Genomic DNA, 23,840 nt, shown 5'->3' on the forward strand with positions numbered 1-23,840 from the left:
CACCACCCAGCCAGTGCCTCAAGCGGGCTAGAATGGAAAACATGCACCTCGACATATACATATACTCATCCCCACTACATACGCGGTTTCGGGGATTGACTGTGCGCGATGGCCTACTGATACATGGACCGGCCGGATGGGGGGAAGCTAGCCCATTTTGGGATTATGATCCGCAGTATTCGGCTGCTTGGTTACGTGCTGGTATTGAAGCAGCCACTATCGGTTACCCGGATCCAGTGCGAGATACTATCGCGGTCAATGTGACAGTACCAGCAACTGATCCACAGCGCGCGTACCAGATAGTTCGTGCTGGAGATTGCACTACCGCAAAAGTTAAAGTCGGGGAACCAGGACAGGACTTAGCTGATGACCTATCTCGGGTAGCGGCCGTGCGTGACGCATTAGGTCCAGCTGGGAAAATTCGTATTGACGTCAATGGTGCATGGACAGTAGAACAAGCACGCGATGCTATTGCAGCACTTGATCGTGTCGCTAGCGGACTGGAATACGTTGAACAACCAGTAGCTGACGTAGAGGACTTAGCGCGCGTTCGCCGCTACGCATCTGTGCCAATTGCAGCAGATGAATCTATCCGTCGGGCAAGTGATCCGATGCGGGTCAAAGAACTAGCTGCCGCTGACATTGTGGTTGTGAAGAATCAGCCACTAGGTGGGGTGCGCTCGGCGCTCGCGATCGCTGAAGAGATCGGTTTGCCGGTGGTGGTGTCATCAGCCTTAGAAAGTTCAATCGGCATTAGAGCTGGTTTGGCATTCGCGGCAGCTTTACCTAAGCTAAATTATGCGTGTGGTTTAGCCACCAGCCAACTATGGGTCAATGACCCAACTCCGAACCCATTTTTACCTTACGGTGGGCAGATCCGCGTGCGTGACGTGGTGCCGAGCTCGCTGCCAGCACCAGATCCAGAACTAGCAGCCCGGTGGCAGGAACGGTTAGATCTTATGTGGGAATATGCCAATATTGATGCTGATTACACCTTGCATACTCAAGCGTATGAGAGTGAAGGGAAATAACGTGGTTGATTCGACGAAAACTGCGCGCACAATACTCGCTCACCTTATTGCGCACGGGGTAGAAACGTTTATTTTATGCCCCGGCTCGCGTTCTGCTCCGTTCGCGTATGCGTTATACGACGCCGAACGAGCAGGACTGATTCACCTCCATGTGGAAACTGATGAGCGAGTTGCGGGGTTTGTGGCACTTGGTGCTGGTTCCGCAGGCAAAATTGCTGCTGTAGTAACCACGTCAGGATCAGCGGTTGCAAATCTTCACCCAGCGGTCGAAGAGGCTTATTACGGTGGTATTCCGATGATTGTTTTAAGCTCCGATCGCCCACCTCATATGCGTGGTGTACGAGCTAGCCAAACTACTGATCATCAAGCAGTTTTGGCTGGTTCAGTCCGGCATTTTCGGGAGTTTCCCGCGGGTGGATCTGTAGGTAATATCGCCGGGTTGATAACCCGTGCCGTAGGGACTGCACTGGGCCGTTTTACGGGTAGTGTTCCAGGGCCGGTACATCTCAATGTCAGTTTTGTTGAACCACTGATGCCAGACGGGACGTGGAGTGACATTTCTGCCGATATTGCCCAGGCGCAGAGTAAGTATTTACCGGTTGAGAGCACGGATGTGCGGTGCGTTATCATTGCTGGAACAACAGTGCGTTATCGCGATCTCGATCCACACATATGTGCTGGAATACCGGTGTTAGCAGAACCGTGTGCGCCGTGGAGTTGCCATCCTCACGCAATTAATGCGCATCCGGTTGTCCTCAATTCAGCGCTTCGCTCTCGCATCAATCGCGCTATTGTTATCGGCCATCCAACATTGACTCGGGAAGTATCGGCATTACTCGCTGACGAATCAGTTGAAGTTTTCGTGCTTGACGATGCCCCCACGTACGCTGATGTCGCTGGTCGAGCACGGGTTATTACTGCGGCACAGTTAGCTGACGTGGCAGTATCTAACCCAGACTGGTTGCGTGCCTGGCAGGCAGCATCTGATGCGATAGGTGAGTATATTGACGAGCATGTCACACAGCTCAGTTATGCCAGTATCGGACGTAATATTAGCCGATTCAGCGACGGTGTTGAGCTGGTGGTTGGCGCTTCGTCGATTATTCGGGAGATGAACATCTACCAATCGATGCCTGCGCAACCTGTGCATGCCAATCGGGGCCTTGCTGGGATTGATGGTACGGTATCGACGGCAATAGGGATTGGATTGGCAACTGGTCGTGGCGTGCGCGTCGTCGTTGGGGATTTAACATTTATCCACGATATTGGAGCATTGATTCATACTGCCGGTCAGCAAGGTATTGATCTTGACGTAGTGGTTATTGACGACGCCGGTGGCTCGCTGTTTTCCACGTTGGAATATGGCCAAGGCGAGCCAGAGCCATATGATCGAGTTTTTCGCACGGCAAAAGAACTCGATATTCGCGCGTATGCCCAAGCTGTTGGTGTGAATTATCAGGTGGTACAAGAACAAGCCGAACTTGTTACGGCATTGCAGCAAGCGCCGTGTGGGGTACGAATTGTTCATATTGCTTTGGGCTATACTCCAATGGCTGATGAACGCCGGATTCGTAGCACGCAACGCGAGGGTATGCTAGCAGCTGTTCACGCACGGCTAAAAGGTTTTCAGTAAACTTTCAGATTCTTTTGTGGATATTGGAAGATGGCAGTGCGACTCTAGTTTTCGTCTTAGCGATGTGACTGGCGTATGGAGGGAAAGATGGAAAATAACAACGAGAATCAGAATATGGTTCCCCATGCTAGTGATCCAGATGCAATGGGTGCAGAGCAACCACGTGAAAGTGGTGCGATGAGCAGTGATGCAGGCAATGACTTTCCGCCAGCACCATATACTCAGCCGGTAGATAGTTATCAGCCGGCCGCTAATGCCCAGCCGGCATGGGAACCGCCGATGCAATGGCAACCCCGGCCACAAACCCAAAATCAACCATTGTATGCCCCTCCTGCTATATTAGAGCAACCTCGTGGAGTACAACGGAAAAGGCCGGGATGGGTGGCATTAGTCGCGGCTTCGGTAGCAGCGGCACTAGCTGGAGCGGGAATAGCTCTTGGCGGATCTACTCTTCTCAATCCAGGTGGTATGCGTCCGGCGTCGATGCCCGAACCGCAGGCTAACGCTGGAACAACTAAACTGGTCGATAGTTCAGTAGGGGCGCCAGATTGGGAAAAAGTAGCTGACGAAGTTGGTGCCACTGTAGTCTCGCTAGACGTTAATACAGACAGTGGTCAAGCTCAAGGTTCCGGTGTGATTATCGATGAAAAAGGTCATATCTTAACGAATAATCACGTGGTTTCTGGGGCAAATGAGCTGTATGTGATGTTCTCTGACGGTCGCGTTTTCGATGCTCGAATTATCGGTACAGACGAAGCGACGGACTTAGCAGTAGTTGAACTAATTGACCCGCCTAGCGATTTAACCGTTGCACAACTTGGTGATTCATCCGCGCTCAATGTAGGTCAATCGGTTGCCGCGATTGGCAATCCGATGGGCTTAGACTCTACGCTAACAACTGGTGTCATCTCAGCTCTTGACCGGCCAACTCAAGCCGATCGTGGAGCCAATGTTGTCACTAATGCTATCCAGATTGATGCCGCTATTAATCCAGGTAATTCCGGTGGGCCAGTTTTTGATCAGCAAGGGAAAGTTATTGGTATTGCCTCCTCGATTATCACTGTGAAAACTAGTTTCAGTGGTCAAGGTGGTGGCTCTATCGGACTAGGCTTTGCAATTCCAGTAAATCTGGCAAAGAATATTTCCAGTCAGCTGATCGAAAAAGGCAGTGCAGAGCATGCTTATCTCGGTGTTTCGATCGGTAATGGATTGGCAAAATTTGATGCCTCAAAACGTATGGCTGCTCAAGTGAAAACTGTTGAGCTAGGAACTCCGGCAGCGCAAGCTGGCATAAAAGAAGGCGACAACATCATCGAAGTAAACGGACGTAAAGTTTCTACGGCTACTGCGTTGACCGGTTTTATTCGCCAATACCGGGCTGGTGACGTCGTGAATCTGAAACTTGAACGTGACGGAAAACTGATGGAAGTAGATGTTACGTTAGCGACTCGGCCAGATCCGCGCTAACAACTAGCAGATCGACACTCACTGATCTGGGCATACAGCAGTCCACATTTATGCACTGCTGTATGCCCAGGATCTTTTTGTTAGACCTAAAGCTGGAACGCTGCCATAATTGGCGCAAATTTGGCTTGCGTTTCAACGTACTCTTCCGTGGGATCTGAATCTGCCATGATTCCGCCACCGGCCCATGCGCGTGCTCCCAGCTCGCTATCAATACGGGCGCAACGCAAAGCTACACACCACTGCCCAGCTCCGTCAGATCCAATCCAACCAACCGGCGCGCCAAATCGGTCCCGATCATTTGGTTCTAATTTACTGATGAGCTCCAAAGCACGATTTTTCGGGCTACCGCCTAATGCGGCAGTTGGGTGTAGCATCCCAGCAACACTCAAAACGTTTCCATTGACGTTCAACATGGTTGAAATATCAGTAGCGAGATGCCGCACATTTGGCAAGTCCAAAACAAACGGCTGGCCAACACGCACATCCCCTATTTTTTGTAGAGATTGCTCAGCAGATTGAACTGCAACCTGGTGCTCTTCGACGTTCTTAGGCGAATGTAACAAAGCATCGGGTGCATGGTGTTCATCTCGAGGGAAAGTGCCAGCTAAAACTCGGGTGACTACTTCGCCTTCTTGGCTTTGAGCCAAAAGCTCGGGAGTAGCTCCAATCAGGCCATCGATGCCAAACGTCCAACAATCTTGATACTGCTGAGCCAACGTCGATATGACCTGTCGTTCATCAATAGGGGTTTCGCAGGCAATATTTATTTGCCGAGCGAGGACAACTTTCGACACGTCATTGGCGTTAATAGCCTTCTTGATAGAGGTCACGCGAGCTTGGTAGTCAGCAAAAGACATTGTAGGTTCGGCCCGGCCTGCACCCATCGGCGTGTAATGCGTATCGTGGCCAACAAGTACCGCATCTAAGAGTGCTCGAGCATCGTCGCTTAACGTATCAAAAATATCTTCATCGTCGGGGCCAATAAGAGTCAAAAAGGCGTGACCTGACGTTGAATCGCCAGTGCCTGGTCCAGATATTCCAACAATGACTTGCGGAACAATCAAGACTGACCCGGCAGGTGAATGCGGAGCGAATGAAAAAGAACCAAATCCCACTAGTCCGGACCCGGCAGTCCGAACTTCGTCACGGACCTCAGTGCGTTTAGATAATTCTTGCCACCATTGCGATGCGAGTGCAAAGCGCCGGCCATCTTCCGCCGTCGTCATACCCGGATCTTCATATGAAAAGCGAGCGGCTTGTCCGGCACACACAAAACCCGTATTGTCTTTAAGCCATGCGATTTGACCACGTTGAGAGGTCATAATCTGAGATAAAACCGGAGTATGTGGTAACCGAGTTGTCTGGGCACGTAAATGTGGGAAGGTAAACATGTTTCGAATGTTAGTGCGGAAAGTGATTAAATGCAGACATGAAAGGTCCGTTATCGCTAAATGCACAAACTACTTCTGTCCATTCTCAACATCGCGCATCGTTGGAGAAAAAACCTACCGATGTGTCAAAAATGTTTGACGACGTAGCCCAACACTATGACATCACCAATACTGTTTTAACTGGGGGATTGGTGAACGTGTGGCGCCGTGTCACTCGGCTAGCAGTAGGCGCACAACCCGGCTTATCGGTACTTGACGTAGCCTGTGGAACGGGAGCTTCGGCGGCCGGATACGCAGCGGATGGTGCCGATGTTATTGGGTGTGATTTTTCTCCCGGCATGATTGAACGTGGCTTGGAGCTGCATCCGGGTCTTGATCTGCGTGTTGGCGATGCGACTGCATTGCCGTTCGACGACGAAACGTTCGATGTCGTTACTATTTCCTACGGACTGCGCAATGTGGTGGATACTCAGGCGGCATTACGTGACATGTTGCGCGTCACTAAGCCGGGTGGAAAAATTGTTATTGCTGAATTTTCACGGCCAACAAATGCCTTCTTCCGTTCGACATATTTTGAGTTTATGCGCCTAGGCATGCCGATACTATCGGCCTTATTTTCTTCTGATGCGCCAGCTTATGAGTATTTACGTGAGTCTATTCAAGCGTGGTATGACCAAGAAGAGTTAGCGCACCTGATGCAAAAAACTGGCTGGCGTAACGTTGAATATAAAAATTTAACAAACGGAATCGTCGCATTACATCGGGCGATACGTCCCGAATGAGCGGATCTAGGATACTTCAAGAATGCGAGCGTATGCATGTGGTGTAACCTACTATCTTAATTTAGCAAGGAAACACTAACGTAAATGTATCGCTTTGAAGTTCTTAGCGGGTTCGTAAAGTCCGTAGACTAAGGTACGAAGTCCTAATTTTGTGAGCGAAAGCGGTGAAGATTGTCCCGTCCGGAACACGCTGATGTTGTAGTGGTAGGTGCTGGCCCAGGTGGTGCAGCGACTGCGCATTATCTCGCCCAAAATGGGGTAGATGTCCTCGTGCTAGAAAAGGCAACATTTCCACGCGATAAAGTATGTGGTGACGGCCTTACCCCGCGCGCTGTTGCGGAACTTATCCGAATGGGTATCTCTGTTCGAGAAGAAGATGGCTGGGTTCGCAATTGGGGCGTCCGTGGATACGGGGCCGGCCACGTGATTGAAGTTCCTTGGCCTGAGCTAGCATCAGTGCCTAATTTTGGCTCTGCAATGCCGCGTAAGGATTTAGACCACCTACTGATTAAACACGCAGTCACATCCGGCGCGCGATTGCGCGAAGGTGTTACTGTTCTTGGGCCTGTTATTCATGAGAAATCAGGGCGAGTTATTGGAGTGCGGGCACGATACACCGCTGGTGGCTCAGCCTCAGAAGAATTCACTATCTCGGCGCGTTTCGTTGTTGACTGTGGTGGCGTCTCGGCACGGCTTGCTCTGGCAACTGGGCGGGAAAAGGATATGAATCGTCCTATGGGGGTAGCGCATCGAACCTACTTCCGTTCACCACTGGCACACACTGACATGATGGAATCCCAGTTAGAATTATGGGCCGGCAAACCAGGCGAATCTGAATTGTTACCAGGGTATGCGTGGATGTTCGCTGTTGGTGACGGGCTGGTGAACGTGGGACTCGGATCCTTATCGTCAACTGCCCAACCAACCGGGGTTGATTATCGTAAAGTTTTCGCTAAATGGATTGCTAATACTCCACCGGAATGGGAATTGACCCCAGAGAATCAGGTTGGTCGGTTACGCGGTGCGGCTTTACCCATGGCTTTTAACCGCAAACCACACTATGCAGACGGTTTAGCCCTCGTTGGCGACGCCGGCGGAATGGTTTCTCCATTCAACGGCGAAGGCATTGCTTATGCGTTGACCAGCGGTCGTCTTGTTGCCGATTTTCTCGCCCAGGCTTTAGTTCGCTCAACAATCGGAGCCCAAGATCGCGTTATGGCACAATATCCGAAAGAGCTTCGTGCAGAACTTGGTGGATACTACACACTAGGGCGAGTGTTTGCATCGCTTATTGAACGCCCGGAAATTATGCACTTATGTGTTAAGTACGGCTTACCAAGGCCGACACTCATGAAACTCGTTATGAAACTCTTGTCTGATTCTTATGATCGCCGTGACGGTGATTGGATGGATAAAGTCATCACAAGTTTGACCAAGGTGGTGCCAAAGGCATGAATGTCAATCCCATAGAAGTGCCACAAGAGCATATGCTTAATAATAGTCATCCCTGTATTACGCAGGATTTTAACGAAGGGTTGGAGGTCGCATGAATCCCTACGTGCCATTACTGATCATGATCGGTGTTGCCTCGCTTGTTGGCATTGGCGGACTTGCAGTTAGCGCCTTACTTGGGCCAAAACGATACAATCGAGTCAAGGTTGCTAATTATGAATGCGGTTTGGAACCAACGCCATCGGCTGGCGCCGCGGGGCGATTCCCTATCAAGTATTTCTTGACTGCGATGACGTTTATTATTTTCGATATCGAAGTTGTCTTCCTGTATCCGTGGGCAGTATCAGCAAATCGTCTTGGTTTGGCAAGCTTGATTGCTATCGCATCGTTCGTTTTCCTTATCACGATCCCGTTCATTTATGAATGGCGTCGTGGCGGCCTAGATTGGGAGTGAAAATTACATGGGTCTTGAAGAAAAAATTCCCGCAGGCATCGGCTTAACAACCGTTGAAGCCCTTGCTGGTTGGGCGCAACAGCGCTCCCCGTGGCCAGTAACCATGGGTCTAGCATGTTGTGCTATTGAAATGATGTCCTTCGGCGCAACCCGATTTGACGGTTCGCGTATCGGCATGGAAGTTTTCCGTGCCTCGCCACGTCACGCCGATATTATGATTGTTTCGGGCCGAGTCAGCCACAAAATGGCACCGGTTGTCCGCAATATTTACGATCAAATGCCTGATCCTAAGTGGGTTATCTCAATGGGTGCGTGCGCCTCGTCGGGCGGTGTATTTAACAACTACGCTATTGTGCAAGGAATTGACCATATTGTGCCGGTTGATATCTACCTCCCAGGTTGCCCACCGCGCCCAGAAATGCTGATTAATGCTGTCTTTGAATTGCGAAACAATGTGATGAAGAACCGTCCATTAGGTGAACATCGTAAAGAAGTCGCGCGCAAAGCAGAAGCTGCAGCTTTAGCTGCGCTACCGCTCGAATCACAGAAGGGATTGCTCGCATGACCGATCACGGTTCTTTAACTCACGGCGGAGTTGGCGCAGAGTACATCACTACCCGCAAAGGAATGTGGGGCGTGAAAGATGGCGCAGATACCACCGGTTTTAGCGGCCAAGAAGAAGTTGTGACTATTGCGCAACCAGCTCATCGGCCTTATGGTGGATGGTTTGACGACGTCGTCGATATTCTTGGCGAACTACTCACTGCAGACGGCTTGCGTCCCGATGAAGTGATTGAAAAAGTTACCACTCAATACGGTGAACTCGTTATCTTTATAAAACGTGAGCATCTTGTTAAAGTCGCGCGTTACTTGCGTGACGATCAAGATTTACGTTTCGAACTTTGCTTGGGTGTTTCAGCAGTTCACTATCCACAGGATAACGGGCGAGAGCTCCACGGTTTCTACACCTTCTTCTCTATCACCCATAATCGCTCATTGTCGATTGAAGTCACTGCACCAGAAAACGATCCACATATTCCATCGATCGTCGGAGTATATCCTGGAAACGATTGGCCTGAGCGTGAAGCCTGGGATCTCATGGGTATTGTTTTTGACGGGCACCCTGGTTTGACCCGTTCGGTTATGCCTGATGATTGGGTGGGACACCCCCAACGTAAGGATTACCCATTGGGTGGTATTCCTGTTGAATATAAAGGCGCTGTTATTCCGCCACCAGATACCCGGAGGGAGTACAACTAATGACTACCCCAATGCCACATGCAACACGTGGAATTAACGAAGAAGAAGTCGGAGCATTTGCCACTTATGACGCTGTTGGCGGTGACTGGAGCGATATTGCACGCCAAGCTGAACAAGTTGGTGAAGAACATATCGTCGTCAACCTTGGCCCAGTTCACCCGTCAACCCACGGTGTTTTGCGTGTACAAGTTGAGCTCGACGGCGAAAACGTCAAAGAAGTTCGAGCTGCAACAGGGTTCTTACACACCGGTATCGAAAAGAATATGGAATACCGGACGTGGACTCAAGGAGTTGCCTTCTGTACCCGCATGGATTACGTAGCACCGATTTTCCAAGAGGTTGCCTACTGTTTAGGTGTGGAGAAGATGCTCGGCATAGCCGATCAAGTACCACAGCGTGCTCAAGCAATTCGGGTTTTGCTCATGGAACTTACCCGGATTTCTTCCCATCTCGTCGGTATTGGTTCGGGTGGAAACGAACTCGGTGCAACTACCATGTTGACGCTAACCTTCCGTGCTCGCGAAGACATTTTGCGACTCCTTGAAGATGTCACTGGCTTGCGCATGAACCATGAATACGTTCGTCCCGGGGGCGTCCTCAACGATGTCCCAGAAGGCTTTACAGATTATTGCCGTGAGCTGTTGCCGAAGATCCGGCTGACTATTTCGGAAATGCAAGATCTGACGATGAAGAATCCAATCTTCCTTGATCGTCATGTCAATGTGGGTGTTTCACCATTATCATCGATGATGGCATTGTCAATGACTGGTCCGTCAGTGCGGGCGGCCGGCGTACCGTGGGATCTACGCAAAACCCAACCATATTGTGGATATGAAAAGTACGAATTCGATGTGCCAGTAGCCGATAAGGCCGATGCATACAACCGGATAGATGTAAAATTCCGCGAATGTTACGAGTCGCTGCGCATCTGCTATCAAGTTCTTGACGAACTTGATAAGACACAAGGTGAGCCAGTCATGGTAGGGGATAAGAAGATCGCCTGGCCAGCCCAGCTTTCTATCGCCGGCGATGGTCAAGGATCAACCCCAGACCATGTTCGTGAGATTATGACTGAATCAATGGAATCCTTGATTCACCATTTCAAGTTAGTAACTGAAGGATTCCGAGTACCGCCAGGACAAAGCTTCACAATGGTTGAACATCCGAAGGGTATTTTCGGTGTTCACCTTGTTTCCGATGGTGGAACTCGGCCATATCGCGCCCATTTCCGCGATCCAGGATTCAATAATCTACAATCCCTATCTGTGATGGCTGAAGGTGGCATGCTAGCTGATCTTATTGTTTCACTTGCCGGAGTTGACCCAGTTATGGGAGGAGTCGATCGATAATGAGTACCCCATACGAACCACAAGTTGAGGAGAAATTCCGGGCAGACGCGGCCGAAGTTATTGCCCGCTATCCAGATTCTCGATCCGCTATTATGCCGTTACTCCACCTTGTGCAGTCAGTGGATGGTTTTTGTTCCCCACGTGGAATCACCCTCGTAGCAGACATTCTTGGACTGAGCCGGGCACAGGTATCGGCAGTAGCAACCTTCTACTCACAGTACCGTCGTCATCCAAACGGCGAATATAACGTCGGAGTTTGTACCAACGCATTGTGTGCCGTTATGGGCGGCGACATGATCTGGGAAGAACTATCCAACTATGTTGGCGTGGGTCATGATGAAACCACTGATGACGGCAAGATTACCCTCGAACAGCTCGAATGTAACGCAGGTTGTGATTACGCACCAGTGATCATGGTTAACTGGGAGTTCTTCGATAACCAGACGCCGTCGTCGGCAAAACGTATTGTTGATGATATCCGCGCTGGCCGCGATATCCAACCTACGCGCGGCCCAAACAAGGTCCATACATTCAAAGAAATTTCGCGAGTGCTAGCTGGTTTTGAAGATGGTCATGTCGACGAAGGTCCGGCCGCTGGCGAAGCTTCGTTACGCGGTTTGGCAATTGCGCGGGCTAATGACTGGACAGCACCACGTCCAGAAGGAGGAGACGTACAGTGAATGCATTTAGTGCACCGGGAACGCTCTGTCCGGTTTTATCAAATAATTGGGATACACAACGCCCGTGGACCCTCGAAGGCTATCAAGCCAGTGGTGGCTACCAGGCGATTGCTCGGGCCTGGGAGATTAACCAAGAAAAAGGCGCGTTAACCAACCTCATCAAAGAATCTGGTTTGCGTGGCCGTGGCGGGGCCGGTTTCCCAACTGGGCTCAAATGGTCTTTCTTGCCACCCGAAGACGGCGGTCCGCGTTATTTGGTTGTCAATGCTGACGAATCAGAACCAGGAACATGTAAAGACATTCCGTTCTTAATGGCAAACCCACATCTGCTCATCGAAGGAATGGCGATTTGTCTGATGGCGATTGGCGGCCACGATGGTTTTATCTACCTGCGTGGTGAAGTGGTCCATGTTTACCGGCGTCTCTTAGCAGCTGTGCGGGAAGCTAAAGAAGCTGGAATTATTGGCAAGGGCCTTGGCCCGAATGGCGATTACGACATCAACATCACCGTTCATGCTGGGGCTGGCGCTTACATTTGTGGTGAAGAAACTGCGTTGCTTGACTCACTTGAAGGTTTCCGTGGTCAGCCACGCCTTAAACCGCCATTCCCCGCTGTTGCTGGTTTATATGCTCGGCCAACTGTCGTCAACAACGTTGAATCGATCGCATCGGTACCTGGCATTATTAATAATGGCACGCAATGGTTTACCGCCATGGGTGCCGGAACGAAAAATTCCCCAGGACACGGTATTTTCTCCCTGTCAGGACACGTAAAGAACCCTGGCCAGTTTGAAGCTCCATTCGGTATCACCATGCGAGAGCTTCTGGATATGGCCGGCGGGATACGTGACGGGCACAAACTCAAGTTCTTCGCAATTGGTGGTTCATCAGCGCCGCTCTTTACCCCGGATCACCTCGATGTTCCGCTCGGCTATGAAGAAGTTGCTGAAGCTGGCTCCATGCTGGCAACACGTGCGATTCAGATCTTTGATGAAACTGTATCAGTGGTCCGTGTTATTTCCCGGTGGACAGATTTTTATCAGCATGAATCATGCGGAAAGTGCACGCCATGCCGTGAAGGAACATATTGGATGCGCCAAATCATGCATCGTTTCGAAGCTGGGAAGGGGCGTGAAGAAGATATTGATTTGCTTTACGAAATCGCCTCGAATATCGCTGGGCGTTCTTTCTGTGCTCTTGGTGACGCAGCAGCTACCCCGATCCGTTCCGCAATTGATTTGTTCCGTTCGGAATTTGTTGATGCGTGCTCGACGCCAACATCCCAACAATATCCGATTGAAAAGTCAGCTCTTTTCAGTGAAGTAGGTGTTCGATGACAACGCAGGTATCGCCAACTGAAGATCTGGTAACGCTCACTGTTGATGGGCGCGAGGTGTCTGTACCGAAAGGTACGTTGATTATTCGCGCCGCAGAGAAAGTCGGCGTCCACATCCCACGTTTTTGTGACCATCCGCTGCTTAAACCCGCCGCTGCTTGCCGGCAGTGCCTCGTTGAAGTTGCCGCTCCTGGCCGCGACGGCAAGATTTCTAAGATGCCTAAACCACAACCAGCATGTGCTGTGACTGTGGCTCCTGGCATGGAAGTCTATTCCGCGGAAACTTCAGAGGTCGCTAAGAAGGCACAGCATGGTGTGATGGAGTTTTTGCTCATCAATCACCCTATGGATTGTCCGGTATGTGATAAGGGCGGTGAATGTCCACTACAAAATCAGGCAATGACTGATGGTCGGACAAAGTCGCGGTTTATTGACATTAAACGCACATATCCAAAGCCTATTTCGGTTTCAGCAAATATTTTACTTGATCGCGATCGGTGTATTTTATGCCAGCGCTGTACCCGATTCTCCGCTCAGATTGCGGGTGATCCTTTCATCCAGCTGCAGGGACGATCTGGCGGTAGTGCCGGCATGGACGTCCACGGCTTACACGGATCTCAGATCGGCAATTTTGATGCTGGTGTCCTTGATTTTGCTTCAGTTAACGGAGACGATCCGGTTGCCGCGCTTAATTCCTTCGCTGGCCCTGCTGGAGAGTCCGGGATGGCTGTTGGTTATGCATCGGGTCCAGTTGAGCCTAATGAAGTTGATGTTACTGGAGCACCATTCTCTTCGTACTTCTCTGGAAACGTCATTCAGATTTGTCCAGTGGGAGCTTTGACATCGGTTTCTTATCGCTTCCGGGCTCGTCCGTTTGATTTGGTTTCCGTTCCGAGTATTTCCGAGCACGACGCGTCAGGTTCGGCTATTCGTGTTGATTATCGACGCGGTACGATTGTTCGTCGTCTTGCCCGCGAAGATATGGACGTTAATGAAGATTGGATCACCGATAAAGATCGCTTCGCTTTCCGTTGGCAACACGGCGAAGGCCGCATCGTCTATCCGCAACTCAAGGGTGTTGCTCCGAGTGAGCCAGTTTCGTGGGCGGAAGCGCTTGACGAAGCTGCTCAAGGACTGAAGAAAGCACAGGCGAAGGGCGTTGGTGTTATTACCGGCGGCCGGTTGACGTTGGAAGATTCTTACGCATATGCGAAATTTGCGCGGGTCGTCTTAGGAACAAACGATATTGATTTCCGAACGCGCCGTCATTCGGTAGAAGAAGACGAATTCTTAGCTGCACGTGTTGCGGGGAAGGAATTGGGCGTAACCTATGCAGATATTGAGCATGCGGGTCATGTTCTTACTGTCGGTTTGGAAGCCGAAGAAGAAATCGGTTCGGTATTCTTGCGCTTACGTAAGGCTGCATTGGCTAAGACGACGGCGGTGACGGTTGTTTCCGCCTTCAAGTCACGTGGTAGTGCTAAGATGTTGGCACGTTTTGTACCAGCAACACCAGGGACTGAAGCTGAAGTCTTGGATGCGATTAACTCCGAAGCATCAGGTATTTTCGCTGATACATTCCGCGATCTCGACGCGGACGATACAGTTATTTTACTTGGTGAGCGGTGCGCTGATTTCCCTGGAGTTTTCTCGGCTGCCGTGCGGTTAGCTCAGCGTTGTGGTGCTAAGCTTGCGTGGATTCCACGCCGAGCCGGTGACCGTGGCGCACTTGATGCTGGCGCAATGCCACATCTGTTGCCTGGGGGACGGCTGGTGAATGATCCAGCAGCTCGAGTAGATATGGCAGCTGCATGGGGCGTTGAGCGTCTTCCAGAAAAGCCTGGCCGATCCACCGAAGAAATTTTGGCAGCTGCTGGGCGTGGTGAGCTCGGCGCTGTGATCCTAGGCGGCGTAGATATTGATGATTTACCTGCGGGTGCGCGTGAAGCGTTAGCCAAGGTATTCGTCGTTCAGCTTGAAGTGCGCCAGACGCAAACAACTGAACTTGCCGACGTCGTCTTGCCAGTCGCACCACCATCAGAAAAGGGCGGAACGTTTGTCAACTGGGAAGGACGGCTACGTCCATTTGGCCAAACGTTAGTATCAAATAACGTTCCAGATCGACGTATCCTTCACGATTTGGCAGCAGAATTTGGCGTAGATCTTGGACTTGCTACCCTCGCTGATGCGGTCAATGAATGGGCCCTTATGCGGCACTGGGATGGCCAGCGCGGTCAAGATCCTACCGCGCAGACTGGTCCAGCTCCTATTGTTGGTCAAAGACAAGCAGTGCTTGCTTCGTGGAAGCTCATGCTCGATAACGGAGCGTTACAGTCCGACGAACCAAATCTGGCTCGCACGGCTCGACGCCCGGTTGCTCTCATGTCTGCAACTACTGCTCGCGATTGTGGAATTGACAAGTTCGTTAAGATCAGTGGCCCAGAGGGCACATTGGTTGTAGAAGCAACCGTCGTTGACATGCCCGATAGCGTTGTGTGGATACCGCAAAATTCTGTTGGCTGTAGCATTGCTCAGATCGGTTGTACTGCTGGCGATGTTGTTTCCCTTCAAGCAACGGAGGTTACGAAGTGAATCCCATGATCTTTACCCAGGTCGCAGCAGACTTCTCCAACGATACGTGGTGGATTGCTGTACTTAAAGCACTGTTCATCGTCGTCTTCCTCATTTTCTCAGTCATTTTTGCACTGTGGTTCGAACGGCGCTTGATTGCTCGTTTCCAGAATCGTGTTGGACCAAATACAGTTGGCCCATTTGGTTTAGGCCAGTCGTTTCCAGATGCGTTGAAATTGATGCTGAAGGAAGATTTCTGGTTGGCTGGTGCTGAAAAAGTTGTTTATGTGGTTGCTCCGGTTATCACTGCAATTTGTGCTTTCTCAGTGATGGCCGTTATTCCTATGGGGCCAGAAGTATCGATTTTCGGACTGCATACGCCATTACAGCTAACTGATTCACCAGTTGCTATGCTTTTCATTTTAGCTGTGGCAGCTCTTGGTGAATACGGAATGGTCTTCGGTGGCTGGTCGGCTAAGTCAACCTTGCCACTATACGGTTCGGTTCGTTCTGCCACACAAATGATCTCTTATGAGCTTGCTCAAGGCTTAAGTCTTGTCACTATTTTCCTCGCGGCAGCCACCATGTCGACGTCGGGAATCGTACAAGCCCAACAAGATCTGTGGAATGTTGTTACTTTGTTACCAGCTTTCCTCGTTTTCTTAGTGACGATGTTTGGCGAAACCAACCGGTTGCCTTTCGATCTTCCAGAAGCCGAAGGCGAAATTGTTGCCGGTCCGCATACGGAATATTCATCGATGAAATTCGCCTGGTACTACCTTGGGGAATACGTCAATATGTTTAATGTTTCGATGTTGGCTGTTACCTTATTCTTCGGCGGATGGCGTTCTGGACCGATCTTGACCTTCCTCGGTGGACTTGTTGGTTTTGATCCTAATACTGGCTGGTTCCCGATGCTTGTCTTCATCGCCAAGGTGTGGATGTTTATCGCCCTCTTTATTTGGGTCCGTGCCACATTGTTACGATTCCGCTATGACCAATTCATGAAACTGGGGTGGAAGGGTCTCATTCCGTGTGCACTGATTTGGCTGGCTATTGTTTTAGTTGTTCATGGATATCAAATGATCAATCCGCAGTTTAATGACCGTTGGCCAATGATTATTCTGTCAACGGGTTTTGCTGCCATTATGTTGATCTGGGCATTGGTTCGTGACGAAGAAAATGTGTCACCAGCTCAGCTTATCGCTCAGCGTGAAAGCGAAGAGTTCGATGGTTTTGAAGATGGTTATCCAGTGCCGCCATTGCCTGGCCAGCATCTGCCACCATCACCACGGGCTACTCGCCGAGTAGCAAACGTTGCGCAAACGACAATTGAGGAGGCGTAATAATGTCTGATAAAGAATTTGCTCAGCCAGACAAATCGCTCTACAGCCCTAATAAGAAGGGCGTTTTAGGGCGGGCACTTGCGCCAGTTGCTGGTTTTGGCGTCACGTTTTCAACTCTCTTCCGGCCGGCAGTTACCGAACAGTACCTGCCCCACAAGCCGGAACAGAAGACGCCACCACGTCCGCGTTATCACGGAATGCACCGGCTGAATCGATATGCTGATGGACTTGAGAAATGTATCGGATGTGAATTGTGTGCGTGGGCATGTCCCGCAGATGCGATCTATGTTGAAGCAGCGTCAAATCACCCAGGAGAACAGTATTCACCAGGCGAACGGTACGGCCGAGTTTATCAAATCAATTATCTGCGTTGTATTTTCTGCTCCTATTGTATTCAGGCGTGCCCAACACGGGCATTGACAATGTCAACTGAGTATGAAGTCGCTGATCAAACACGTGAATCACTGATCTACGAAAAGCAAGATATTCTCGTTCCATTAGCTGAAGGAATGCTCTCAACACCGCATCCAATGGCCAGTGGAACAACCGATGCAGATTACTATCGGGGCAACATCACCGGCCCAACACAAGATCAAGTTGATTGGGTTAAGCAAGAACGCCCAGATGATCCAACTATCAACACCGCTCGTGTTGTGACTGGCGCCAAGAAGGAGGATCAGCACTGATGGCAAATGATATGTTGACCATTGGAATGGGAGAAACCATTCTTTTTTCTGTCACGGCAGTATGCATGGTAGCGCTAGCAGTTTTTGGACTACTCATCACTCGCAAGGCAGTTCTAACAACCTTGTGTGTTATTGGAGTCATGGTTGGCCTGGCAGTGTTGTACACCGCACTAGAGGCGCCTTTTATGGGTGTCGTTCAAGTTGTGGTTTACACCGGTGCAATATTAATGATGTTTCTTTTTGTACTCATGCTCATCGGCGTTGACTCCGCAGATTCGGGTCATGAAACATTGAAGGTACAACGTCCGGTTGCTGTTCTTGGCGGACTCGGTATTGCAGCTATTCTTATTGGTGTTGCTTTTGGTGCGCATGCGCCACAAGGTATTGGATTAGCCCAAGCTAATGCGGAGACTAACCCAGTTGGCGTTGCCATATTGATTTTCTCTAGTTCAGTTCTCACCTTGCAACTGACAGGTGCACTGCTCATTGTGGCTGCTTTGGGAGCTATGACGCTCACTCATCGTGATCGTGTGAAGAAGCGGATAACTCAAGAAGAGCTAGCTCACCAACGCATGCAAGAATTTACGGCAAGCGGAGTACACGTTGGTCAAAAGCCACCGCCAGGTGTTTATGCGGAATCGAATTCTTCCGCTAACCCAGCCTTGAGCGTAGGCGGTCAGCCAGTGCCAGAATCAACAAGCCGCGTATTGCATATCCGTGGTCAAGTGCGAACCGTTGGCGAAATTTCGCCAACCACGGTACAGCGCGTTATATCGGGTGGTATTGACGGTCCAGCTACATACGGTAAGACAGGTCGGGCACATCTCGCTGGTATGCCAGGTGAGGGTGCACCTGACCATGACCAGGCGCTTGCCCGGTTGAACACTGATCAGCCGCATGCACAATTAGCCGACAACACCGAGCGTGAAGAAACACACGAGTCGGAGGAAAACGAATGAATCTCATGTTTTATATAGCGCTGGCAGCTATTTTATTTGCTATCGGTGCTGCCACAGTCCTCACGCGTCGTAACGGTGTTATCGCGCTTTTAGGCATTGAACTCATGCTTTCAGCATGCAATCTTGCACTGATTACTTTTTCGCGGTTGCATGGCAACTTGGAGGGGCAACAGTTTGCATTCTTCGTCATGGTCGTCGCAGCTGCTGAAGTTGTCGTTGGCCTTGCCATTATCGTTTCTATTTTCCGAACCCGTAGGTCTGCATCGCTTGACGGTGCCAACCTCATGAAGCACTGACGGAAAGCAGGTGTGAATCTCTTGTTTAATCTAACCGCAGTAGCACAGGTTGGGCAGGCAACCGGGGCAGCTAGCATGATATGGCTAGCAGTTGCTATCCCGCTCCTATCGTGTGGCATTCTTCTTGTCCTCGGACGTAAAGCTGACGCGTGGGGCCATTGGCTTGCCACGCTAGCTTCGGCCGGCTCTTTCGTTGTCGGACTTCTTGCCACGCTTCAGCTCCTTGGAATGGATGCCTCCCAGCGTGTTGTGGAAACAACCCTTTATACATGGGTTCCAGCAGGTGAATTAAGTGTAGATTTCGGTACTCGTGCCGATCCGCTCTCATTAACATTCGTTATGCTGGTTACCTTCGTAGGTACGCTTATCCACATTTATTCCATCTCTTATATGGAACATGATTCGGATCGACGTCGGTTCTTCGCATACTTGAACTTGTTCGTTGCCGCCATGCTTCTTCTTGTCCTTGGTAATTCTTACCTTGTTTTGTTCTTTGGCTGGGAAGGCGTGGGTCTAGCTTCCTACCTCCTGATTTCCTTCTGGAATCATGTTCCGGCCTATGCAACGGCAGGTAAGAAAGCATTCATTATGAATCGTGTTGGTGATTTAGGCATGCTGATAGCCATGATGTCGATGGTGGCATCGTTCGGCTCAGTAGCATTTAGCGATGTGACCGCTGGCGCTCAGACACTTTCACCTACCACCGCAACCTTTATCGGCATTTTCTTGTTGGTTGCCGCCTGTGGTAAGTCTGCTCAATTCCCATTGCAGGCTTGGCTGGGAGACGCAATGGCTGGCCCAACTCCCGTATCGGCGCTTATTCACGCAGCCACAATGGTGACTGCAGGTGTTTATCTGATGGTTCGTTCGGGAGCAATCTACGCTGTATCGCCTACAGCTTCTCTTGTCGTGTCTATTATTGGTCTGATCACCTTAGTTTTTGGTGCAATCGTAGGTGCCGCTAAGGACGACATGAAGAAGGTCTTGGCAGCTTCCACAATGTCTCAGATTGGCTACATGATGTTAGCGGCAACAATGGGACCGGTAGGTGCAGCTTTTGCTATCTTCCACCTTGTCACCCACGGTTTCTTCAAGGCTAATATGTTCCTTGGTGCGGGTGCGGTTATGCACGCGATGAATGATGAAGTAAATGTTCGTGGCTTTGGTGGCTTGAGCCGTCACATGAAGATTACCTTCGTTACCTTCCTTGCCGGATACCTCGCTATTATTGGTTTTCCATTCCTATCTGGGTACTTCTCGAAAGACAAAATCATTGAAGTGGCATTTACTGGAGAAGGTATTCAGCCGTGGATTTTTGGAACGATTACCGTTCTTGTCGCGGGGCTGACTGCTTTCTATATGTCACGGGTATTCTTTGCAATTTTCTTAGGAAAAGAGCGCTGGGATCACCAAGACAAGCACCCACACGATCCGTCACCGCTGATGTGGATTCCGATGGCTATTCTTGCTCTTGGCTCATTAGGTTTAGGTGCGGTATTGAACTACACCGGATTTCTCACGTGGTTAGAGCCAGCAATTGGTCATGGTGAACATGCACAACCAGTGTTGCCAATTTGGGCGATCACTGTTGCAACCCTTGGCATAGTAGCTGTTGGCGTTGGCTTAGCTTGGAAGATGTATGTAGCTAGCGATGTTCCATTGTTGGCACCGGAAAGCAATGCTTTTGTCCGAGCTGCCCGGATGGATCTTTACCAAGATGCGTTTAACGAAAACGTCTTCATGAAACCAGGTATTTTGGTTACTGAAGGCACTGCCATTGCAGATCAAACCATTATTGATGGCGGAGTTGAAGGTTTGGGCACGGTTACTCAAAATTCCGGCAAGCTCGTCGGTAAGCTCCAAACAGGCTATGTGCGAACATATGCTAGCTGGATCACCGTGGGCGTTGTTTTAGCACTGGCATTAGCCGTTCAAGCATCGATGTGAGACAAGGAGATATATTCACATGAACATCATTGAAGCAACCGCTCCGTGGCTCACCATCCTCGTTGCGATTCCATTTCTTTCTGGTGTCTTGCTGTGGCTAGTTAAGCCACTGCGAGCATTGGCTCGTCAGTTTGCACTGATCGTGTCATTCTTAGTTCTGGTCGGGTTTGTTATTGCCCTCTGGACTTCTTTTGATATGTCCAATGCCGGAACAACTCAGATGTATGAAACCTATGCCTGGATTCCACAGATTGGTGTATCGGCTACGTGGGGTATTAACGGTTTAGGTGCAGTGATGATTGGCTTAGCAGTTGTGCTAGTGCCTTTCGTTATTATTGCTGAGTGGGATGATTTTTCCGCTCCAGCCGACGCTGGCTACTTTGCCTGGGTCCTTGTTCTTGAAGCGATCATGATTGGCTTGTTTAGTGCTCGTGACGTGTTCTTGTTCTACGTACTTTTCGAAGCGATGATTGTTCCGGTCTACTTTATGATCGGTCGTTATGGGGGAGCAGGTCGTACTCGGGCTGCGATGAAGTTCTTGCTTTTCTCACTAGCTGGCGGGTTAATCATGTTGGCAGGTGTTATCGCCGTTTATGCGTATGGAAACGGTGGGCCACACGCCTTCGTCTTAGATGAGATTCAAGGTACATTGCGACTAACAGACACAGCTGAGCTATGGGTCTTCTTGTCCTTCTTCATTGCTTTTGCAATTAAAGCTCCGATGTGGCCAGTCCATACCTGGTTGCCAGATACGGCTGCGGAGGCCTCCACCGGTACATCAACGTTACTCGTTGGAGTTTTGGATAAGTTAGGCACCTTTGGCATGATTGCCATTTGTTTGCCGTTGTTCCCTAAGACGACGACGCTGGTAGCCCCGGTTATTATTGTGCTCGCAATTATCTCCATTTTATGGGGAGCTATTATGGCTATCTCCTCAGATAACCTCTTACGCTTGGTGTCATACACCTCAGTGTCGCACTTCGGTTTTATCGTGCTGGGTATTTTCTCTGGATCTACCTTGGCACTCACCGGTTCGATCCTGTACATGGTTGCTCATGGTATTGGCACGGCTGGGCTGTTCTTGATCGTTGGATTCTTAGAACGCCGCGGTCATTCCTATCTCATTTCCTCGTATGGCGGTTGGCAACGAGTGACGCCACTGATTGCTGGCTCGTTCTTGATTGCTGGACTAGCAACTATTGCTTTGCCGGGTCTTTCGGGTTTCGTTCCGGAATATCTTGTGCTGATGGGAGCGTATAGTATCTGGCCTGTACCTGCATTGTTTGCCGTTATTGGAGTGGTCTTGGCTGCTATCTATATTTTGTTGCCATACCAGCGGTTGTTTACCGGTCCAGTTCCAAAGACGACAGTTAAAGATCTAGGCGGGCGTGAAAAGGTTATTGTAGCCGGACTTATCGCATGTATGTTAGGACTGGGATTCTACCCTGCACCTGTGCTCGATTTAGTTTCTCCAGTAGCCGATAATGCCACCATAGTGCCAGTGACTGCTATCGACAATAGCAACGTCTCTACTGAAGGGAGCGACAAGTGAATCTCACGATTAATTGGCTCGCAACATTACCGTTAGCGATTGTTTTAGGTGCCGGTGTTATCAGTACACTACTTGAAGCATTCTTGCCTCGTTCACTTCGCCGAATCAGTCAGACAGTGCTTTCATTAGTAGCTTTAGCCAGTGCTTTTGTAGCTGTTATCTGGCGTTGGCATGACTTATCTGCACAGCAAACTCCAGGTATGCTTCGGCCGCTATCCTATTCAGAAGGTGCTGCTTTTTCGGGGGTTTCCTTTGTTGAAGACGGTTTTTCGGTTATGGGACAGGCAGTGATAGTACTGTGTGCTCTTCTTTCCGTCATGCTCATTGCGGATCGCACTTCGTTGGGAGATGGCTCGTTTGTTGCTTCGGCAGCAACGCGTCCCGGTTCACCAGATGAACGCGAATCAACTCAAGCTGGTCGGGAACAGACAGAAGTCTTTCCATTAGCACTCTTTGCTACTGGCGGTATGATGGCTTTTGTTTCGGCATTCGACTTCTTGTCGCTCTTTATCGCTCTTGAACTACTTTCTTTGCCATTGTATGTGTTAAGCGCAACGAGCCGTCGTCGTCGTTTGCTATCGCAAGAAGCTGCATTAAAGTACTTCTTACTTGGCGCTTTTTCTTCCGCAATTTTCTTGATGGGTGCAGCCTTTATTTATGGCGCAACCGGAACTTTGAGTTTCTATGGAGTTGCGATTCTCGCACAGCAGGGACAAACCACCATGATGTTCCTCGCGGTAGGTGCCATCATGGTAGTTATCGGTTTGCTCTTCAAGGTGGGTGCGGTACCGTTCCATTCTTGGACTCCTGATGTCTATCAAGGTGCGCCAACTCCAATTACTGGGTTTATGGCCGCGGGCACAAAGACGGCAGCTTTCGTGGCAATGGTTCGCATCTTTGTCTGGATTGTGGCAGCTGTTCCGCATGCCTTTACCGCGTTCTTATGGATCATCATTATTGCCACTGTTGCGGTAGGTACCGTAATGGGTCTAGTACAAACAGACATTAAGCGACTCTTGGCTTATTCGTCGATTGCGCATGCCGGTTTCATTCTCATTGCGTTGAAGTCAATGCTCTCGGGAGTAAACGGTATTCAGTTGGCAGCATTAGGCTCGGTTGTCTTCTACTTGTTAGCGTATGGCTTAGCTACTGTGGGTGCCTTTGGTGTTGTCACACTCGTACGTTCGAAGGATGCTGAGGGCAATATCGGTGGCGAAGCAACTCGCATATCGCAGTGGGCTGGGCTGGGTAAGCGTCAACCATTCTTGGCCACCGCAATGCTCATTTTCCTCCTCTCGTTCGCTGGTATCCCAATGACTGCCGGTTTTATCGGTAAGTTTGAAGTGTTTAATACCGGTATCGCTGGTGGTGAACCAGTACTCGTTATTATTGCGATTATTGCTTCGGTTGCCACTGCTTTCTTCTACTTCCGGTTGGTACAACTGATGTTCTTCACCGAGCCAGAAGAAGATAATATTGAGGTTGTTTCATCGGAAGGCTTGAGTATAGTTGCCATTAGTGTCGCGCTAGCTGGTACTATCGTGCTTGGTATCTTCCCAAGTCCGATTCTCAATTTCATAACGGGTATATTCCAGTGAGTCTTATTTCAAACCTATTCGATGAACAATTTTCGCCTCTGGTTTCAGAG

20 protein-coding genes are annotated in these 23,840 nt (G+C 50.0%); 19 read left to right on the forward strand and 1 reads right to left on the reverse strand.

Annotation, left to right across the window (positions count from 1 at the left end; translation table 11 throughout):
* The first annotated feature begins 41 nt into the window (after nt 1-41).
* The 3 genes from HC352_RS01390 (at nt 42) to HC352_RS01400 (ending at nt 4,131) form a co-directional block, all read left to right on the forward strand.
* On the forward strand, nt 42-1,031 hold the full coding sequence (locus tag HC352_RS01390; RefSeq protein ID WP_168918556.1) for an o-succinylbenzoate synthase: 990 nt from the start codon (nt 42-44) through the stop codon (nt 1,029-1,031).
* A gap of 1 nt (nt 1,032) precedes the next feature.
* The gene (menD, locus tag HC352_RS01395) at nt 1,033-2,664 is read left to right on the forward strand and encodes a 2-succinyl-5-enolpyruvyl-6-hydroxy-3-cyclohexene-1-carboxylic-acid synthase (RefSeq protein ID WP_211080687.1); all 1,632 of its coding nucleotides are present in this window, start codon (nt 1,033-1,035) and stop codon (nt 2,662-2,664) included.
* 87 nt (nt 2,665-2,751) lie between these two features.
* Nucleotides 2,752-4,131: a S1C family serine protease gene (locus HC352_RS01400; protein WP_168917245.1), complete on the forward strand. Its 1,380-nt coding sequence runs from the start codon at nt 2,752-2,754 to the stop codon at nt 4,129-4,131.
* Between the two features lie 86 nt (nt 4,132-4,217).
* Here the strand turns inward: HC352_RS01400 and HC352_RS01405 are convergent, their stop codons facing one another.
* Nucleotides 4,218-5,522, reverse strand: coding sequence for an isochorismate synthase (locus HC352_RS01405; protein ID WP_168917246.1), 1,305 nt, complete (start codon nt 5,520-5,522; stop codon nt 4,218-4,220).
* A gap of 38 nt (nt 5,523-5,560) precedes the next feature.
* Between HC352_RS01405 and HC352_RS01410 the strand changes: the two genes are divergently transcribed.
* The 16 genes from HC352_RS01410 (at nt 5,561) to nuoN (ending at nt 23,790) form a co-directional block, all read left to right on the forward strand.
* Complete coding sequence (locus HC352_RS01410) at nt 5,561-6,304, forward strand: class I SAM-dependent methyltransferase (RefSeq protein ID WP_168917247.1); 744 nt, start codon at nt 5,561-5,563, stop codon at nt 6,302-6,304.
* Between the two features lie 171 nt (nt 6,305-6,475).
* The gene (locus HC352_RS01415) at nt 6,476-7,759 is read left to right on the forward strand and encodes an NAD(P)/FAD-dependent oxidoreductase (RefSeq protein WP_168917248.1); all 1,284 of its coding nucleotides are present in this window, start codon (nt 6,476-6,478) and stop codon (nt 7,757-7,759) included.
* 91 nt (nt 7,760-7,850) lie between these two features.
* Nucleotides 7,851-8,210 (forward strand): NADH-quinone oxidoreductase subunit A, encoded by a 360-nt coding sequence (locus tag HC352_RS01420; protein WP_168917249.1) that lies wholly within the window; start codon nt 7,851-7,853, stop codon nt 8,208-8,210.
* Nucleotides 8,211-8,217: 7 nt separating this feature from the next.
* Nucleotides 8,218-8,775, forward strand: coding sequence for an NADH-quinone oxidoreductase subunit B (locus HC352_RS01425; RefSeq protein ID WP_168917250.1), 558 nt, complete (start codon nt 8,218-8,220; stop codon nt 8,773-8,775).
* Complete coding sequence (locus tag HC352_RS01430; RefSeq protein WP_168917251.1) at nt 8,772-9,470, forward strand: NADH-quinone oxidoreductase subunit C; 699 nt, start codon at nt 8,772-8,774, stop codon at nt 9,468-9,470. The genes HC352_RS01425 and HC352_RS01430 overlap by 4 nt, the downstream gene beginning before the upstream one ends.
* On the forward strand, nt 9,470-10,819 hold the full coding sequence (locus HC352_RS01435) for an NADH-quinone oxidoreductase subunit D (RefSeq protein ID WP_168917252.1): 1,350 nt from the start codon (nt 9,470-9,472) through the stop codon (nt 10,817-10,819). Before HC352_RS01430 ends, HC352_RS01435 begins: the two co-directional genes overlap by 1 nt.
* On the forward strand, nt 10,819-11,499 hold the full coding sequence (nuoE, locus tag HC352_RS01440; protein ID WP_168917253.1) for an NADH-quinone oxidoreductase subunit NuoE: 681 nt from the start codon (nt 10,819-10,821) through the stop codon (nt 11,497-11,499). The genes HC352_RS01435 and nuoE overlap by 1 nt, the downstream gene beginning before the upstream one ends.
* Nucleotides 11,496-12,836: an NADH-quinone oxidoreductase subunit NuoF gene (nuoF, locus tag HC352_RS01445; protein ID WP_168917254.1), complete on the forward strand. Its 1,341-nt coding sequence runs from the start codon at nt 11,496-11,498 to the stop codon at nt 12,834-12,836. Before nuoE ends, nuoF begins: the two co-directional genes overlap by 4 nt.
* Nucleotides 12,833-15,427 (forward strand): NADH-quinone oxidoreductase subunit G, encoded by a 2,595-nt coding sequence (locus HC352_RS01450; RefSeq protein WP_168917255.1) that lies wholly within the window; start codon nt 12,833-12,835, stop codon nt 15,425-15,427. Before nuoF ends, HC352_RS01450 begins: the two co-directional genes overlap by 4 nt.
* Before the next feature lie 5 nt (nt 15,428-15,432).
* Nucleotides 15,433-16,752 (forward strand): NADH-quinone oxidoreductase subunit NuoH, encoded by a 1,320-nt coding sequence (gene nuoH, locus HC352_RS01455; protein WP_168918557.1) that lies wholly within the window; start codon nt 15,433-15,435, stop codon nt 16,750-16,752.
* A 2-nt stretch (nt 16,753-16,754) separates the two neighbouring features.
* Nucleotides 16,755-17,438 carry an NADH-quinone oxidoreductase subunit NuoI gene (gene nuoI / locus HC352_RS01460; RefSeq protein ID WP_168917256.1) on the forward strand — a complete coding sequence of 228 codons (684 nt, stop codon included), beginning with the start codon at nt 16,755-16,757 and terminating at the stop codon, nt 17,436-17,438.
* Complete coding sequence (locus HC352_RS01465; RefSeq protein ID WP_168917257.1) at nt 17,438-18,397, forward strand: NADH-quinone oxidoreductase subunit J; 960 nt, start codon at nt 17,438-17,440, stop codon at nt 18,395-18,397. Before nuoI ends, HC352_RS01465 begins: the two co-directional genes overlap by 1 nt.
* Nucleotides 18,394-18,693, forward strand: coding sequence for an NADH-quinone oxidoreductase subunit NuoK (gene nuoK, locus HC352_RS01470; RefSeq protein ID WP_168917258.1), 300 nt, complete (start codon nt 18,394-18,396; stop codon nt 18,691-18,693). Before HC352_RS01465 ends, nuoK begins: the two co-directional genes overlap by 4 nt.
* A gap of 75 nt (nt 18,694-18,768) precedes the next feature.
* Nucleotides 18,769-20,640, forward strand: a complete 1,872-nt coding sequence (gene nuoL / locus HC352_RS01475; RefSeq protein WP_168918558.1) for an NADH-quinone oxidoreductase subunit L — start codon at nt 18,769-18,771, stop codon at nt 20,638-20,640.
* A 19-nt stretch (nt 20,641-20,659) separates the two neighbouring features.
* Entirely contained in the window at nt 20,660-22,192 is a 1,533-nt protein-coding gene (locus tag HC352_RS01480; RefSeq protein ID WP_168917259.1) for an NADH-quinone oxidoreductase subunit M, read from the forward strand.
* On the forward strand, nt 22,189-23,790 hold the full coding sequence (gene nuoN, locus HC352_RS01485; protein WP_168917260.1) for an NADH-quinone oxidoreductase subunit NuoN: 1,602 nt from the start codon (nt 22,189-22,191) through the stop codon (nt 23,788-23,790). The genes HC352_RS01480 and nuoN overlap by 4 nt, the downstream gene beginning before the upstream one ends.
* Nucleotides 23,791-23,840 lie beyond the last annotated feature (50 nt).

It is taken from the genome of Arcanobacterium buesumense (genome assembly GCF_012563545.1).
Lineage (GTDB): Bacteria > Actinomycetota > Actinomycetes > Actinomycetales > Actinomycetaceae > Arcanobacterium > Arcanobacterium buesumense.